Below are 14,804 nucleotides of genomic sequence, written 5' to 3'. Positions count from 1 at the left end.
ATGTGGGAGCGGATGCAGGCGGTGGTCGATGGTTCGATCACGGTCTCGCTCGACCAGGTCCGCGGTGCGATGCGGCTGATGGCCGACAAGGCGCGGGTGATCGCCGAGGGCGCCGGCGCTTTGGCCCTGGCCGCGGCGTTGACTGGTGAAGCCGGCGAGGGTCCAATCGTCTGCATCGTCTCGGGCGGCAACATCGATCTCAAGACATTCGCCGAGCTGGTCGCGGAGTGATCAGCGCCCGGTAAACTTGGGCACACACCTTTCGATGAGACTGCCCGTCGAGATCGGTTAGGACGAACCCAAAGGCTGTTGCTCGAGGCTCGCCGCCATGTCCCTTTCGACGTCGATCTTGCTGATCGTAAGGTAAGCGACGAGCACAACGATGATCACCAGGAACACCGCGCTGATCGTCATCGTCGACAGGCCGAGGCCGCCGTCCCTGGGCGCCTGGGTCAGGAAATCGCCCATCGACGCGCCGAGCGGCCGGGTCATCACATAGGCTGCCCAGAACGCCAGCACCGGGCCGAGGACTTTGGCGTAATAACCGATCGTGATCAGCACGATCAGCCCGCCGATGATCACGCCGGTCAGCGTATAGCCCAGCCCCATTTGCTCGCTGATCAAATCGCCCGCGGCGGTGCCGAGCGCGAAGGTGAACAGGATCGCCAGCCAGTAATAGCGTTCGCGCGCCGGAGTGGTGATATCGTGGATCGACAGCGTGCGCTCAGCGCGGTGCCAGGCGATAAAGGTCCCCGCCAGCGCCACGGCGAATAGCGCGGTCGTGACGTACAGGCTGACGCCGAAATTATCGCTCAGATTGTCAGTGATGAGCGTGCCGACGATGCTTAGGAAAACCACGCAGATCCAGTAGAGCCACGCCACATAGCGGTCCTCACGCAGCTGTAGCCAGAGGAAGCCGGCCAGCATTGCCGCGGTGAACAGCGAGGTCGCTGTCAACCCGAACCCCAGGTTGAAGTTGAGGTAGTCGGCGCCGGTCTCGCCGACCGTGGTGGCAAGGATCTTGATCACCCAAAAAGCAAGCGTGACGAGCGGCACCTTGCTGAGCATCGTGCGGTCGGTAGCGGTCATTGATTGTCTTTCGGCAGGACGTGAGAGAGAAAGGTTAACCGCGGTGGAGGCCGATCGTTCCGGACTGCTAACGGCCGGTGAATTTCGGGGCGCGTTTCTCGAGAAATGCGGCGACGCCTTCGCGATAGTCGGCGGTGAAGCCTAGCCGGCGCATTTCGTCGCGCTGGCGGGTGAGCTCCTGGTCGAGGCTGTGGCCCCACGACGAGCGGATCATCTCCTTGATGGCGCTAAGTCCGAGCGGCGGCAGCGAGGCAAGTTTGGTAGCCAGGGCATCAACTTCGGCGTCTAACAGGTCGTCATCGACCGCTTTCCAGATGAGGCCCCAGTCCGCCGCGGTTTCGGCGGGCAGAGGCTCGCCGGTGAGCGCCAGGCCGAGCGCGCGCGCCTGGCCAACAAGGCGGGGCAACACCCAGGTGCCGCCGCTGTCGGGGATCAGGCCGATGGCGGCAAAGCTCTGGATGAATTTGGCCGACTTGGCGGCGACGACCATGTCGCAGGCGAGCGCGATATTGGCGCCAGCGCCGGCGGCGACGCCATTGACTCGCGCAATCACCGGCTTGGGAAGCGTCACCAGGGTCTTGATCAGCGGGTTCCAGCTGGTTTCGACCGTCATGCCGAGGTCGACCGGCTGGTCGGACGCGACGGAGCGATCGTTGAGGTCCTGGCCGGCGCAAAAGGCGCGGCCGGCCCCGGTCAGGACGACGACTCGCGCATCGCCAATTGAGTTGAGCACGTCGCGCAACTCTCCGTGCATCTGCGCGGTAAAGCTGTTGAGGCGGTCGGGGCGGTTCAAAGTGATCCGCGCGACGGCGCCGTCCAGCTTGAAGTCGATTGTTTCGTAAGCCATGCCAACCGACTAGCGAAGGAGGGGGTATGGACGCAAACGATCTAGCAAAGCGGGTCGCGCACGAGATGCTGGCGTCCGAGGGCACCGGCCCCGTCTGGGGCATCGCCATTGAGGAAGCGCGGGAAGGTTATGCGCGGATTTCGATGACGCTCACCGCCACCATGCTCAATGGCCACCGCATCGCGCACGGCGGGATGGTGTTCGCGCTCGCCGACACCGCGTTCGCTTATGTCTGCAATGGCGGCAACGAGAAGAATGTCGCCGCCCAGGCCTCGATCGTCTTTCTCGGCAGCGCGCAGGAAGGCGAAACATTGATCGCCGAGGCGGAAGAGGTCGCAACTGCGGGACGCGGCGGCGTGACGCGCGTGGCAGTGCGGACGACGGACGGGCGAGCGGTTGCCGAATTCACCGGATACTCGCGCACGATTGGCGGACCGGTCGTCACAGTTTGAACGTTACCGCCCCAAAGGCTACATCAGACCCATGTACACCACCGAATTAGGCAAGACCGCGACCGTTCAGTCGCTCGAGGACCCCAAGCTGCTCGCCGCGTTCGAGGCACGGGTGGCGGCGGACGAGTTCATCGAGCCCAAGGACTGGATGCCCGAAGCCTATCGGCGGACGCTGGTGCGACAGGTGTCGCAGCACGCGCATAGCGAGATCGTCGGCATGCTGCCCGAGGGCAATTGGATTTCGCGCGCGCCGTCGCTGCGGCGCAAAGCGATCCTCCTCGCCAAGGTCCAGGACGAGGCCGGCCACGGGCTCTATCTGTACTGCGCGGCGGAGACGCTTGGCACCAGCCGCGACGCAATGATCGAGGCGCTGCACTCGGGCAAAGCCAAATATTCGACCATCTTCAATTATCCGTCGCTGACCTGGGCCGACATCGGCGCGATCGGCTGGCTGGTCGACGGCGCCGCGATCATGAACCAGGTGCCGCTGCAGCGCACCTCTTATGGGCCGTATGCCCGGGCGATGGTCCGGGTGTGCAAGGAAGAGAGCTTCCACCAGCGTCAGGGCTACGAAATCATGATCGCGATGGCGGGCGGGACGGCGGAGCAGAAGCGCATGGCGCAGGACGCCTTAAACCGCTGGTGGTGGCCAAGCCTGATGATGTTCGGCCCGCCCGACGAGGACAGCCCGAACACCGCGCAATCAATGCGCTGGCGGATCAAGCGCGACACCAATGATGAGCTACGGCAGAAATTCGTCGACATCACCGCGCCGCAGGCGGATTTCATTGGCCTCAAGGTGCCGGACCCGGACCTCCAGTGGAACGCGGCCAAGGACGGTTACGATTTCGGCGAAGTCGACTGGGAAGAATTTTACGCGGTGGTGCGAGGCGAAGGCCCGGTCGCCAAGGAACGGATGGCGGCACGCCGCGCGGCCTGGGACGACGGCGCCTGGGTGCGCGACGCGGCCGCCGCACATGAAGACAAGCGGCGCGCAAGGGCGGCGGCGTGAGCAGTGACTGGCCGCTGTGGGAAGTCTTCGTCCGCGCCAAGGCTGGCCTGGCGCATCGTCACGTTGGCAGCGTTCATGCTCCTGACGCGCAGCTCGCGCTCCGCCACGCGCGCGACACGTACACGCGGCGCAGCGAAGGGGTGAGCCTGTGGGTCGTGCCGTCGGCGGAGATCGTCGCGTCCGACCCCGATGAAGCGGGGCCGATGTTCGAACCGGCGCAGGACAAAATTTACCGCCACCCGACATTCTACGACATCCCGGACGAAGTGAAACACATCTGATGGCGACGGCTTCGCTTGATGTTCGTGGCGCCGATGAAGCGCGCGTCGATTACTTGCTGCGGCTGGGCGACGATGCGCTGATCCTTGGCCAGCGCTTGGGCGAATGGTGCGGGCACGCGCCGGCGCTCGAAGTTGACCTGAGCCTGACCAATCTCGCGCTCGACCTCATCGGGCAGGCGACGCATTTGCTCGGCGCGGCGGGCGACGCAGATCAGCTCGCCTTCCACCGCGACGTGCTCGATTTTCGCAATTGCCTGCTGGTCGAACAGCCCAATGGTGATTTTGGCCGGACGATCGCGCGGCAACTGCTTTTCTCGACCTGGCAACACCTCCTCTACCAGCGGCTGAGCGAGTCCAGCGACCAGGCCCTGCGCGAGATTGCCGCCAAGGCAGTCAAGGAAGTCGCCTATCATTACGAGCTCGCGTCGGAGTGGACGGTGCGGCTGGGAGACGGGACTGACGAAAGCACGGCGCGGATGCGCGACGGGCTCGACTGGTGCTGGCGATTTGTCCCTGAGTTGTTCGAGGTTGATGCATTGCTCGAGGGGCTGATCGCGCGGGGGATCGCGGTCGATCCGCGGAAGTTCGAGGACGAGTATCGATCAGCGCTGGCGGCGGTGCTGGCCGACGCGAAACTCGACGTACCGGCAGACCAGCGGCCGATCCTTGGCGGGCGGCGCGGCCATCACAGCGAGCATCTCGGTCATCTGCTCGCGCCGATGCAATATTTGCCGCGCACCTACCCCGACGCGACCTGGTAGGATGATCGCCCACTTCCACGCCTTGCGCGTTGTCGAGATCGTGCCCGAGACGGCCGAAGCCAATTCAATTCGGTTCGAGATTCTGCCTGATCTGCGCGAGGCGTTTGCCTTCAAGGCCGGGCAGCATCTGACGCTCAAGGCCGAGATCGGCGGCGAGGAATTGCGCCGTAACTATTCGCTGTGCACCGCGCCCGACGACCAGGACTGGATGGTGACCGTCAAACGTATCGCCGGCGGGGTGTTTTCCAACTGGGTCGGCGACAATTTAAAGCCCGGCGACTTGATCGACGTCATGCCGCCGCACGGCAGCTTCACGACTGAGTTCGATCCGAAAGCGTCGCGCCGCTATGTCGGTTTTGCCGGCGGGTCGGGAATCACCCCGGTCATTTCGCTGATCAAGACCGCGTTGAAGCAGGAGCCGAACAGCCGCTTCACCTTATTCTACGGCAACCGTGACAGCTCGTCGGTGATTTTCCTCGACGCGCTCGCCGACCTCAAGGACCGCTATATGGGGCGGTTCGAGCTCTACCATTTCCTCGCCGAGGAAGCGGGCGACGTGGCCTTGTTCAACGGCATGCTCGACCAGGCGATGTGCGGCAATGCAATCGAGCAGCTGGTTGGCGATGCGAGCGAGGTCGACGCGTGGTTCATCTGCGGCCCCGGACCGATGATGGACGCGGCGGAAGCCGCGTTGCTCGAGCGCGCTGTCGCCAAAGAGCGCATCCACATCGAGCGCTTCACCGCCGGCCGTCCCTCGGCGGCGCTGACGCAGGAAATGGCGAAGCTGGAGGCCAAGGCGGTCGGCGCAACACTGTCGGTCACGCTCGACGGTCGCACCCGCAGAGTCGAATTCACCCAAAGCAACATCCTCGACAGCGCCCGCGCTGCCGGGCTGCCGGCGCCGTTCGCGTGCAAGGCGGGCGTGTGCGCGACGTGCCGGGCGAAAGTCGTGAGCGGCAAGGTCGAGATGGCGGCGCGTTATGGCCTGACTGACGAAGAAGTCGCGGACGGCTATGTGCTGACGTGCCAGTCAGTGCCGGTCGGCGACGGCGTCGCGGTCGATTACGACGCTTAACCGCCATTGCGAGGAGCCCTGGGCGACGCGGCAACCCAGCCGGAACAAAAAACTGGATTGCCGCGCTACGCTCGCAATGACGAAGAAGTCGCGCTAATCGCCGTCCGATGCTGACCGAAACCACCAGGGCAAGAGCGCTTGCCGACCTACCGCCCGTCATCAGTGATTCGCTGTTGGCCCTGATCGCCATGGCCAACGCCGATCCGCGGCCCGACAAAATCGATGTCGGCGTAGGCGTGTTCCGCGATGCCGTCGGGAATACGCCGATCCTCAAAGTGATGAAGCAGGCCGAACAGCGGCTCTTCGATACGCAGGTAACCAAGGCCTATCTCGGCAGCGCTGGTGACAAGCGTTTCGCCGAATTGCTGCGGCCGATCCTGCTCGGGCCGCATGCCGGCGATGAACGGATTGCGGGATTGCAGACGCCGGGCGGCTGCGGCGCGTTGCGCTTGGGGTTCGAGCTCATTCGGACCGCCAATCCTAACGCGCGGGTTCTGATGGGCACCCCGACCTGGCCCAATCATGCGCCGATCATCCGCAGCGTCGGGTTGGAGATCGTCGAATATCCCTATTACGACCGCGACGGGCATGTGATTCACTTCGACGCGATGCTGCAAAGTCTCGGCGCCGCGCGCGAAGGCGACGTCGCATTACTCCACGGCGTTTGTCACAACCCGACCGGTGCCGACCTCGACGCTGCGCAATGGGCCGAGGTGACGCGAGTGATCGCCGAGCGCGGCCTGCTGCCGTTCGTCGACATCGCTTACCAAGGGTTCGGCCGGGGGCTCGACGAGGATGCGGCGGGCCTGCGCGGTATCCTTGCTGCGAGCGACGAAGTCATCGCCGCGCAAAGCTGCGACAAGAGTTTCAGCGTCTATCGCGACCGCGTCGGGTCGCTGTTCGTCAAGACGGGGTCGGTTGAGGCAACCACCAAAGCGATGGCGCATGTGTTCCAGCGGTCGCGCGAAATGTGGTCGATGCCGCCCGATCATGGCGCCGCGGCGGTGCACATCATCCTCGACGATCCAAAGCTCAAGGCCGACTGGCACATCGAGCTGGATGCGATGCGGACCCGGATCAATTCGGTCCGCCAGCGCATTGCCGCGGCCGACCCGCGCCTCGCTTACATCGGCCAGCAATTCGGCATGTTTTCGATGCTGCCGTTTTCAAAGGACCAGGTCATTGCGTTGCGCGAGCGCCACGCGATCTACATGGCCGACAGCGGGCGGTTCAATGTCGTCGGCATGGCGGACCATTCGATCGACCGGTTCGTCGAGGCCGTGGTCGAGACCCTCGATGGCTGAACCGTTCCATGGCTGAGCGGGACGCCGGTCGCGTCAGTACCGATGTCGATTGGCGCGAGGTTGCGCGCCTGGTCCTGACCAGCCGCGAGATGGACCGGATCGAGGAACAGGAACTCGTTCCGCAAAAAAAGATCTTCTATCAATTTTCGGCCCGCGGTCACGACATGGCGCAGGTGCTATTGGGCATGCAGCTCAAAGATGGCGACGCGGCCTGCGGTTATTATCGGTCGCGGCCATTGTTGCTCGCGCTGGGTGTGCCGCTGGCCGATGCATTGGGTTCCGGCATGGGGCTGGCGGGCGGCTATTCCGATGGCCGCGATATCGGCGTGGTGTTCAACTTTCCCAATCCGGGCGGCGCCCACGCACTGCCGATGTGCGGCGGGGTAGGCGCGCAATATACGCCGGCAGCGGGCTGGGCGCAGGCGATCGCCTATAAGGCCGAAGTGCTGGGCGAGGGGCCGCAAGATGCCATCGCCGTCGTGCTCGGCGGCGACGCGAGCTGCGCCACTGGCGGATTTTGGTCGGCGCTAACGATTGCGACGACGCAAGCATTGCCGCTGCTCATGTACATCGAGGACAATGGTTACGGCATCTCGGTGCCGTCGGATTTTCAGACTCCCGGCAAGGACATCGCCGCCAATCTCGCCAGTTTTGCCGGACTGACGATCTTCAACGGCGACGGCACCGAGCCCGAGGAAGCGGCGCGCCTGGTGCGCGAGGCGGTGGCGCAAGTCCGGACCCAGCGGGCGCCGGTGTTGCTGCGCCTGACGATGCCGCGGCTCGAAGGTCACAGTTTCCAGGACACGCAAGGCTATAAGAGCGAAGCGGAGATCAAGGCCGAATGGGCGCGCGATCCGCTGCCCAAGTTGCAGGCGTTTGCGACGACGCTCGATTGGCCAGATATGGAAGCGGATGCCGCAGCGACGGTTGCAGCGGCTTTGGCCGAGGCGGAGGCGCGGGGCGTATCGAGCCCGGAGCGTGTCACCGATAACGTGTTTTTCGAAGGCGAACCGCAGCAGGTCGGCGGACAAGTGAACCACGGCTTCACGCCGCCGCAATCGACCGACGAACCGCACCCCGACGGCCAACGGATCAACATGGTGACGGCGATCCGCCGGACGCTCGACCAGGAGCTGGCCGGCAATCCGCGCGTGCTGGTGTTCGGTGAGGATGTCGGGCCCAAGGGCGGCGTCCATGCGGTGACGCTTGGCCTGCAGGACAAGTTCGGCAGGGCCCGCGTGTTCGACACCAGCCTGAACGAGGAAGGCATCGTCGGCCGCGCGGCGGGCATGGCGCTGGCCGGACTGATGCCGGTGCCCGAAATCCAGTTCCGCAAATATGCCGAACCGGCGACCGAGCAGATCAACGATATTGGGACGATGCGCTGGCGCACCCACAACCGCTTCGCCGCGCCGATGGTGTTGCGGGTGCCCGGCGGCTTCTTCAAATGCGGCGACCCGTGGCACAGCCAGACCAACGAGGTGCAGTTCGTCCACAATCCCGGCTGGCTGGTCGCGGTGCCGTCCAATGCCGAAGACGCGGTCGGGCTGCTGCGGGGAGCACTGCGCGGCAACGACCCGGTGCTGTTCTTCGAGCATCGGGCGATGCTCGACGATGCCTGGGCGCGGCGGCCGTGGCCGGGCGACGATTACGTCCTGCCGTTCGGAAGAGCCAAGAAGACGCGTGAGGGCGACGCAATCACGATCGTCACCTGGGGCGCGATGGTGCCGCGTTGCGAGGCGGCGGCGGAAGGCGTGTCGGCCGACGTCATCGACCTGCGCACGCTGATGCCGTGGGACCGCGAGATGGTGCTCGACAGCGTGGCGCGGACGCGGCGCTGCCTGATCGTCCACGAGGATCTGCGCACCGGCGGCTTCGGTGCCGAGATCGCCGCGGTGGTCGCCGACGAAGCGTTCCTCGATCTGGATGCGCCGGTGGCGCGGGTTACGATGCCCGACATCCCGAGCCCGCATCATCCGACACTGATGGAAGCGGCGCTGCCGTCGGCGGCGAGCATCCGCGTCGCAATCGACCGACTGGTGGGTTTCTGAGCGTGATCGATATCCTGGTTCCCGACGAGCAAGAGGGCACCAAGGCGGTCGTTCGCGCGTGGCTCAAACAGATCGGCGATACGGTCGCGGTCAACGATCCGCTGGTGGAGCTTGAGACCGACAAGGTGACGCAAGAGGTGCCCGCGCCGGCCGCCGGTGTGCTGGCGGAGATCGTGCTCGATACGGATGCGGATGCGGTGCCGGGGGCGCTGCTCGGGCGGATCGACGCTGGCCGTTCCCCGGCGCAGGGCACCCATCAAAGTAATACTTTGATGGGACCCGAGGCCGGGGTCCAGGAGCGTCCGCAGACGCTGCACGCTCCGCGTCCTGGGCCCCGGCCTGCGCCGGGGAACAGGGAAGAGCGACTGTCGCCCTCGGTCCGCCGCGCGCTGCAACAGCACGGGATCGAGCCGTCGCGCATCCAGGGAACGGGGCGCGGCGGGCGGATCACTCGCGAAGATGTCGAGCGGGCGTTGGGAACCGGCCCCTCCACCACCGACATCCCGCACGACCGGATGCGGCTCAAAATCGCCGAGAACATGGTCCGCGCGGTGGCCGAGGCGCCGCATGTGACGGCGCTGTTCGAAGCCGATTTCTCGGGGGTCGCGGCGCACAAGGCGGCGTCTGCAAAGCGGGGCACCAAGCTCAGTTACACCGCCTATATCGTCAAGGCCGCGGCTGAGGCGATGGGCGTGGCGCCGGCGATCAACGGACGTTGGGAGAGCGACCGCATCGCCATTGCGCCGACGATCGACATCGGCGTCGGCACCGCGCTTGGCGACAAGGGATTGGTGGTCCCAGTGGTCAAGGACGCGGGCTCGCTGAGCCTGGAGCAGATTGGCGCCAAGCTCGACGATCTCACCAGGCGCGCCCGCGAAGGCAAGCTCACCGGCAGCGACGTTTCGGGCGGCAGCTTCACCATCTCCAACCACGGCGTCTCGGGCTCGCTACTGGCAGCGCCAATCATCCTTCATGCCGGCCAGGCGGCGATCCTCGGCGTCGGCAAACTTCAGAAGCGCGTCATGGTGCGCGAGGTCGATGGCGACGACGCGATCGTCATCCTGCCGATGGCTTATGTCACGCTGACCATCGACCACAGGGTCGTCGACGGGCACCAGACCAACGCCTGGCTCAGCCGCTTCGTCGAGATTATCGAAGGCTGGCCGCCGGCCTAGGCTTTCTCCGCACCATCGGTCGCGTCGCCGGGGCTGTAGCTGTGCGCGCCGGCACCGGCGAGATGGCCGCCCTGGACGATCAGATATTCGTCGCGGATTGGACGGCCTTCAAAAAAGCATTCGAGGATCTCGCGCGTGCCGGCGGCGTAACGCGCCTGGGCCGACAGGCTGGTGCCCGAGATATGCGGGGTCATGCCGTGGTGCGGCATGGTCCGCCAGGGATGGTTGCTCGGCGCTGGCTGCGGGAACCAGACGTCGCCGGCGTAGCCCGCCAGCTGCCCGCTTTCGAGCGCCGCGACGACGGCGTCGCGATCGACGATCTTGCCGCGCGCGGTGTTCACCAGATAAGCGCCGCGCTTCATTTTCGACAGCATTTCGGCGTCGAACATATGTTCGGTTTCGGGATGCAGCGGGCAGTTGATCGTCACCACGTCGCAGACCGCGACCATATCCTCGACGCGGTCGTGCCAGGTAACGCCCAGTTCGCGTTCGACCTCGGCCGACAAACGGTGGCGGTCGGTGTAATGGAGATGCATGTCGAACGGCTTCAGGCGGCGTAACACCGCGCTGCCGATGCGGCCGGCGGCGACGGTGCCGACGTGCATGCCTTCGACGTCGTAGGAGCGGGCGGCGCAATCGGCGATGTCCCAGCCGCCGCGCCGCACGACGTCGTGCGACGGCAGATAATTGCGGACCAGCGACAGGATCATCATCACGACATGTTAGGCGACGCTGATCGAGTTGCAGAAGGTGACCTCGGCCACCGTGATGCCGCGGTCGATCGCCGACTGCAGGTCGACATGGTCGGAGCCGATCCCGGCGGTCAGCGCGAGCTTGAGGTTGGGCGCCTTGGCGATCCGTTCGGTGGTCAGATAGGCCGGCCAGAAGGGCTGCGAAATGACCACGTCGGCGTCGACCAGCTCACGCTCGAATGCGCTGTCCGGGCCATCCTTGTCGGACGTGACGACCAATGTGTGGCCGGCGCCTTCAAGATACGCGCGCAGTCCCAATTCGCCCGACACGCAGCCAAGCAAGTCGCCGGGGTTGAAATCGATGCCGTGCGGCGTTGGCAGCGTCTGGCCATCGGGATAGCGGTCGAGCCTGGGCAGATCGTCGCGGGGATAGGACTTGGGCATCCCGCCGCTGGGATCGTCGTAGAGGACGCAGACTATTTTTGCCATGACGAGCTTCCTTCCGCGTGGGGCAGGGCAAGCGCAGCGTAATGGCGCGGCGGCGAAGAGTCGAACAGCCGGGCCCCGCAGAATTTCCCGCGCCGGTACGAGGGGCCAGCCAAGCACAAACAAGCGAATCCGGGGGTGTGTCCATTTTGGCCACTTCGACAGCTTGCGGAGTTCGTGACTGGTTTTTCGCCAACCGCCTCGGCAGGGGAGCGCATTCCCTGGTATTATATTCGCTCACCTGGTTCTCTCCGAGTCGGATGATATAACCCATTCGGTTATCTGTAGGACAGCGATTTGTTCGCGCCTGGCAAATTTGCTGACGCTTCAACGATTTCCTAACCCTTCCTTGCCATTAGGGGCCGGTGAACGAAGCCGTATCCGCCTTGATCGCCATGCTCCTGAAAGCGAGCGTTGGCCTGTTCGTGGTCAACGAAATCCGCGGATTCGTGCTGGCGGCGCCGGTGCTTTACGCGATGTACGCGGCCGGCGGCACGTTGATGGCCATCTGGATCGGCATCTGCTCACTGGCCGGCATTACGCTGTCGATCATTGCTCCGGTTTTCGTCGGCAGAAAGCTCAAGCTGATTTAGGTCAGCATTGGCGGCGCCGCTGACGTCCGCAATGGGTGGAAAGTGGACGTTAGCGTTTTCCAGTGAGCGTGAAAGTCCAACAGATGACGACCGTTGCGAGCCAAGCCATCGATAGAAAGAAGAGAGCAGGCAGTAATTCAAAGCAATGCCAAGGTGGCGACTCTGCTTGGCCGTTCGCAATCTGGAACGTCAGCCAGGCAAAATCCCTCCCAATCACGATCGCCAAGCACAGAGGGACAATCCACCCAACGGAACCGGCCACGACGAAAGCTCTGCGCCACTCGTTCATATTTCGCACGCTATTGCGCCGAGCCAAGGTTCGCAATGGGTCGGTCGTGGCCGAAGCGGGTGGAAAGCTGCCCTTGGCGCTCGCCAGTCCATGTGCCACGTTTGCTGCATGAATACTTTTTTTGCTGTCGTCGTGGGCGGCGTGATGCTCGTCCTGGTCGGCCGGTCGATATTCGAGGTCTACAAAATCTCGCAGGCTCAAATGAGCGGGAATGACCTCCGCCTCGCCCTAATCATTCTGATTGCCATAGGGGTAGCATCTGTGTCGCTAGTGATCATTCTTCAGTCCGCTCGATCTTAAGCTGCAAACCGCAGGTCGATTGCGGCGTAACGCTCGTCGCAATGTCCGCAATTGGTCGAAAGCGGACATAAAGTCGAAACGAATCCGGCTGGGGGTGGAAGTGGCGCACCCGACAGGATTGTCCTCGCTGCGCTCGTTCTTCTTCGCTGCGGAATAAGCGCCGCGGCAAAGCCGCGTCGTCGCGCGACCGTCCTGCGGCGGCCGCAGCCGGGTCGTCGTAGCTCTTTGCGCTAGTCGGCGATTGCTGCGCAATCCCCTCCTTGCGCTCGGCCACTCCGCAAATGGCGCACCCGACAGGATTCGAACCTGTGACCCCTGCCTTCGGAGGGCAGTACTCTATCCAGCTGAGCTACGGGTGCGTGGCGTCCGCTTAGCGTTTAGCGGCAAGACGGGTCAAGAAAGGCCTTGAGGCGCGCGTGGAGGATCTCGCGCGCGGTGCCGACGATCATGCCGACGTGGCCCGAAGCGAACTCGACGGTGTCGCCGGCGGGCGCGGTGGCGGCCGGGGTGATGCGGTCGTGGGCAGCGGTGCAATGGAGCAAAGGCACGGCCAGCCGGTCGGTGATGGCAGTGCCGGCGATGCTCCAGCCGCCGCCGCCCGGGCAATCGGCGCCGAAGAATTGCTCCATCAGCTCGGCTGCGGCGGCGCAGGGGAGCGGCTCGCCCTGGTTGGCCCAATCCTCGAGCCGGACGAACCGCCGGGCATCCGCACCGCCGGCGTCGAGCGTGGCGAACTTGGCGAATTTCGATACGGTGCGTTCGGGATCCAGCGACCAGAAGGCGGCCTGGAGGACCTCCATCGGCAGTGCGCCGAGCGCGGCGGCGGAGGCGCGGGCGTGGCCCCACATGGCCAGCAGGCCGTCGCGGCCTTTGGCGGGATAGGCAGCGAAGTTCCACGGCGCGGCGAGCGTGGCGACGCGTTCCACGGGGTGGAGATTGGCGGCGGCGATGGCCATCGTCCCGCCGAGACAATAGCCGATCAGCGCGGCGGGCTCACCGAGCTCGCGCAGCAAGGGCAGCAGCAAATGTTCGACATGGCCGGAAACGCTCAAATCGGGGCGGCCGCGCGCTGCGCCCCAATCGAGCAGCAGCACGCGGCGGTGCATATTGGCGATCGCATCCGCCAGCGACACTTGCGCGTCGAGGTCGAGGATGTGCGGCGGGTTGATCAGCGAGGGAATGAGGATCGCGACCGGGCCGGCGCCGCCATGATCGCGCAGGCTGGCGGGGCCGAGGCGGGCGAATTCGGGGCGCGGCGGGACGGGTGGCGGGCGCGTTGCTTGCTCATAAGCGGCGAGCCCGGCGAGCGCGGCGCGGGCCAACCCGGGGTCACGCTCGGCGGTCATCCGGACCAGTTCGAGGAACAACGGCAATGGCCGCGGGGCTTTCAGGGGCGCTGGTTCATGTTGCAGTGCACACTGCTCCGGTAGTAGGCTGCCAGTTGGGTTTTTGGAGCGGTTCATGGCGAAATCTTCGGGCAAGGCGACAATCAAGAAGTACGCGAACCGGCGGCTTTATGACACCGAAAGCTCGACTTACATCACGCTCGACCATTTGGCGGCAATGATCAAAGCCGGGCGCGAGTTTGAAGTGGTCGACGCCAAGACCGGCGAAGACATCACGCGGCATGTGCTGACCCAGATCATCGTCGATGAGGAAGCACGCGGATCGACCATGTTGCCGGTCAATTTTTTGCGCCAGCTGATCGGGCTTTACGGTAACTCGATGCAGGGCATGGTGCCGCAATATCTTGAAGCGGCGATGGACGCGTTCCAGCGCAACCAAACAGTGATGCGCGACGCGTTCGGAACCAATGTGTTGGCCGATTTGGCCAAGAAGAATATGGCGATGTTCGGCGAGGCGAGCCGGGCGTTTACGCCACCAGCAAAAGCGGAAGCCGAAAGGAAAATTCGCGACGACGAGGTCGAGAAGCTGCGCGCCGAGCTGGCCGCGCTGCAGGCCAAGGTTGACCGGCTGGATCGCTGATATGCTGTTTCCGAGTGTGTTCGCGGTCGCGACCATGGCCGCGCAAGCGGTTGCGGCAGCGCCCGCGCGCGACTTCAGCATTGCGCCGGTGGCGCCCGGTGCGTGGACCTATCAGGCACTGCCAGGGGCGAGCGAAGCGCGCTTTGTCGACAGCGGCGGCATTGCGCGGCTGTTGATCCGCTGCACCAAGGCGTCACGGCAGGTGAGTTTTTCACCAACCAGCGCGGTCGCGGCGACAAGCATTTTTGTCTGGACCAGCTCGGCGAGCCGCAATGTGGCGGTGCGCTTTGAAGCGAATGCGATGCGAGTCACGGCCGATTTTAGCGCCTTCGACCCTCTGCTGGACGCGATCGCCTTCAGTCGTAGACGAATGGCGGTGGGGCTGGCGGGTGGTGCGTCGCTGGTGGTGCC

17 protein-coding genes, 1 tRNA gene and 1 pseudogene are annotated in these 14,804 nt (G+C 64.7%); 12 read left to right on the top strand and 7 right to left on the bottom strand.

Annotated elements, in window-relative coordinates:
* Positions 1-231 (top strand): pyridoxal-phosphate dependent enzyme (locus RMO25_RS13195; RefSeq protein ID WP_309663062.1); only part of this gene is annotated, 231 nt, incomplete at its 5' end.
* Between the two features lie 57 nt (positions 232-288).
* Here the strand turns inward: RMO25_RS13195 and RMO25_RS13190 are convergent.
* Positions 289-1,089, bottom strand: a complete 801-nt coding sequence (locus tag RMO25_RS13190) for a hypothetical protein (RefSeq protein WP_309663061.1) — start codon at positions 1,087-1,089, stop codon at positions 289-291.
* 67 nt (positions 1,090-1,156) lie between these two features.
* Entirely contained in the window at positions 1,157-1,936 is a 780-nt protein-coding gene (paaG, locus tag RMO25_RS13185; protein ID WP_309663060.1) for a 2-(1,2-epoxy-1,2-dihydrophenyl)acetyl-CoA isomerase PaaG, read from the bottom strand.
* A gap of 26 nt (positions 1,937-1,962) precedes the next feature.
* Between paaG and paaI the strand changes: the two genes are divergently transcribed.
* The 8 genes from paaI (at position 1,963) to RMO25_RS13145 (ending at position 10,047) form a co-directional block, all read left to right on the top strand.
* The gene (paaI, locus tag RMO25_RS13180; RefSeq protein WP_309663059.1) at positions 1,963-2,388 is read left to right on the top strand and encodes a hydroxyphenylacetyl-CoA thioesterase PaaI; all 426 of its coding nucleotides are present in this window, start codon (positions 1,963-1,965) and stop codon (positions 2,386-2,388) included.
* Positions 2,389-2,419: 31 nt separating this feature from the next.
* Entirely contained in the window at positions 2,420-3,400 is a 981-nt protein-coding gene (gene paaA / locus RMO25_RS13175) for a 1,2-phenylacetyl-CoA epoxidase subunit PaaA (RefSeq protein ID WP_309663058.1), read from the top strand.
* Positions 3,397-3,681: a 1,2-phenylacetyl-CoA epoxidase subunit PaaB gene (paaB, locus tag RMO25_RS13170; RefSeq protein ID WP_309663057.1), complete on the top strand. Its 285-nt coding sequence runs from the start codon at positions 3,397-3,399 to the stop codon at positions 3,679-3,681. The genes paaA and paaB overlap by 4 nt, the downstream gene beginning before the upstream one ends.
* The gene (gene paaC / locus RMO25_RS13165; RefSeq protein ID WP_309663056.1) at positions 3,681-4,442 is read left to right on the top strand and encodes a 1,2-phenylacetyl-CoA epoxidase subunit PaaC; all 762 of its coding nucleotides are present in this window, start codon (positions 3,681-3,683) and stop codon (positions 4,440-4,442) included. Before paaB ends, paaC begins: the two co-directional genes overlap by 1 nt.
* Position 4,443: 1 nt before the next feature.
* The gene (locus RMO25_RS13160; protein WP_309663055.1) at positions 4,444-5,517 is read left to right on the top strand and encodes a 2Fe-2S iron-sulfur cluster-binding protein; all 1,074 of its coding nucleotides are present in this window, start codon (positions 4,444-4,446) and stop codon (positions 5,515-5,517) included.
* A gap of 107 nt (positions 5,518-5,624) precedes the next feature.
* Complete coding sequence (locus RMO25_RS13155; protein WP_309663054.1) at positions 5,625-6,821, top strand: amino acid aminotransferase; 1,197 nt, start codon at positions 5,625-5,627, stop codon at positions 6,819-6,821.
* 8 nt (positions 6,822-6,829) lie between these two features.
* Positions 6,830-8,872: a transketolase C-terminal domain-containing protein gene (locus tag RMO25_RS13150; RefSeq protein WP_309663053.1), complete on the top strand. Its 2,043-nt coding sequence runs from the start codon at positions 6,830-6,832 to the stop codon at positions 8,870-8,872.
* A gap of 2 nt (positions 8,873-8,874) precedes the next feature.
* Entirely contained in the window at positions 8,875-10,047 is a 1,173-nt protein-coding gene (locus RMO25_RS13145) for a 2-oxo acid dehydrogenase subunit E2 (protein ID WP_309663052.1), read from the top strand.
* Here the strand turns inward: RMO25_RS13145 and RMO25_RS13140 are convergent.
* Positions 10,044-10,760 carry an NAD-dependent formate dehydrogenase gene (locus RMO25_RS13140; protein WP_309663051.1) on the bottom strand — a complete coding sequence of 239 codons (717 nt, stop codon included), beginning with the start codon at positions 10,758-10,760 and terminating at the stop codon, positions 10,044-10,046. The genes RMO25_RS13145 and RMO25_RS13140 overlap by 4 nt on opposite strands.
* 9 nt (positions 10,761-10,769) lie before the next feature.
* Positions 10,770-11,228: a hypothetical protein gene (locus RMO25_RS13135; protein WP_309663050.1), complete on the bottom strand. Its 459-nt coding sequence runs from the start codon at positions 11,226-11,228 to the stop codon at positions 10,770-10,772.
* A 383-nt stretch (positions 11,229-11,611) separates the two neighbouring features.
* Here RMO25_RS13135 and RMO25_RS13130 point away from each other — a divergent pair, with 383 nt between their 5' ends.
* Positions 11,612-11,818 carry a hypothetical protein gene (locus tag RMO25_RS13130; RefSeq protein WP_309663049.1) on the top strand — a complete coding sequence of 69 codons (207 nt, stop codon included), beginning with the start codon at positions 11,612-11,614 and terminating at the stop codon, positions 11,816-11,818.
* A gap of 49 nt (positions 11,819-11,867) precedes the next feature.
* Here the strand turns inward: RMO25_RS13130 and RMO25_RS13125 are convergent, their stop codons facing one another.
* The 3 genes from RMO25_RS13125 to RMO25_RS13115 form a co-directional block, all read right to left on the bottom strand.
* The gene (locus RMO25_RS13125; protein ID WP_309663048.1) at positions 11,868-12,308 is read right to left on the bottom strand and encodes a hypothetical protein; all 441 of its coding nucleotides are present in this window, start codon (positions 12,306-12,308) and stop codon (positions 11,868-11,870) included.
* Between the two features lie 381 nt (positions 12,309-12,689).
* Positions 12,690-12,766: transfer RNA gene (locus tag RMO25_RS13120), tRNA-Arg, on the bottom strand.
* Between the two features lie 18 nt (positions 12,767-12,784).
* Positions 12,785-13,774 (bottom strand): alpha/beta hydrolase, encoded by a 990-nt coding sequence (locus tag RMO25_RS13115; protein ID WP_309663047.1) that lies wholly within the window; start codon positions 13,772-13,774, stop codon positions 12,785-12,787.
* Positions 13,775-13,868: 94 nt separating this feature from the next.
* Between RMO25_RS13115 and phaR the strand changes: the two genes are divergently transcribed.
* Positions 13,869-14,393: a polyhydroxyalkanoate synthesis repressor PhaR gene (gene phaR / locus RMO25_RS13110; protein WP_309663046.1), complete on the top strand. Its 525-nt coding sequence runs from the start codon at positions 13,869-13,871 to the stop codon at positions 14,391-14,393.
* A 1-nt stretch (position 14,394) separates the two neighbouring features.
* Positions 14,395-14,804 (top strand): annotated as a pseudogene (locus RMO25_RS13105) (hypothetical protein); the annotation flags it as partial.

This window comes from Sphingomonas sp. (genome assembly GCF_031361285.1).
Classification (GTDB): Bacteria; Pseudomonadota; Alphaproteobacteria; order Sphingomonadales; family Sphingomonadaceae; genus Sphingomicrobium.
Note: the sequence above shows the minus strand (reverse complement) of the source record. Positions and strands in the feature narration are given on the sequence as shown.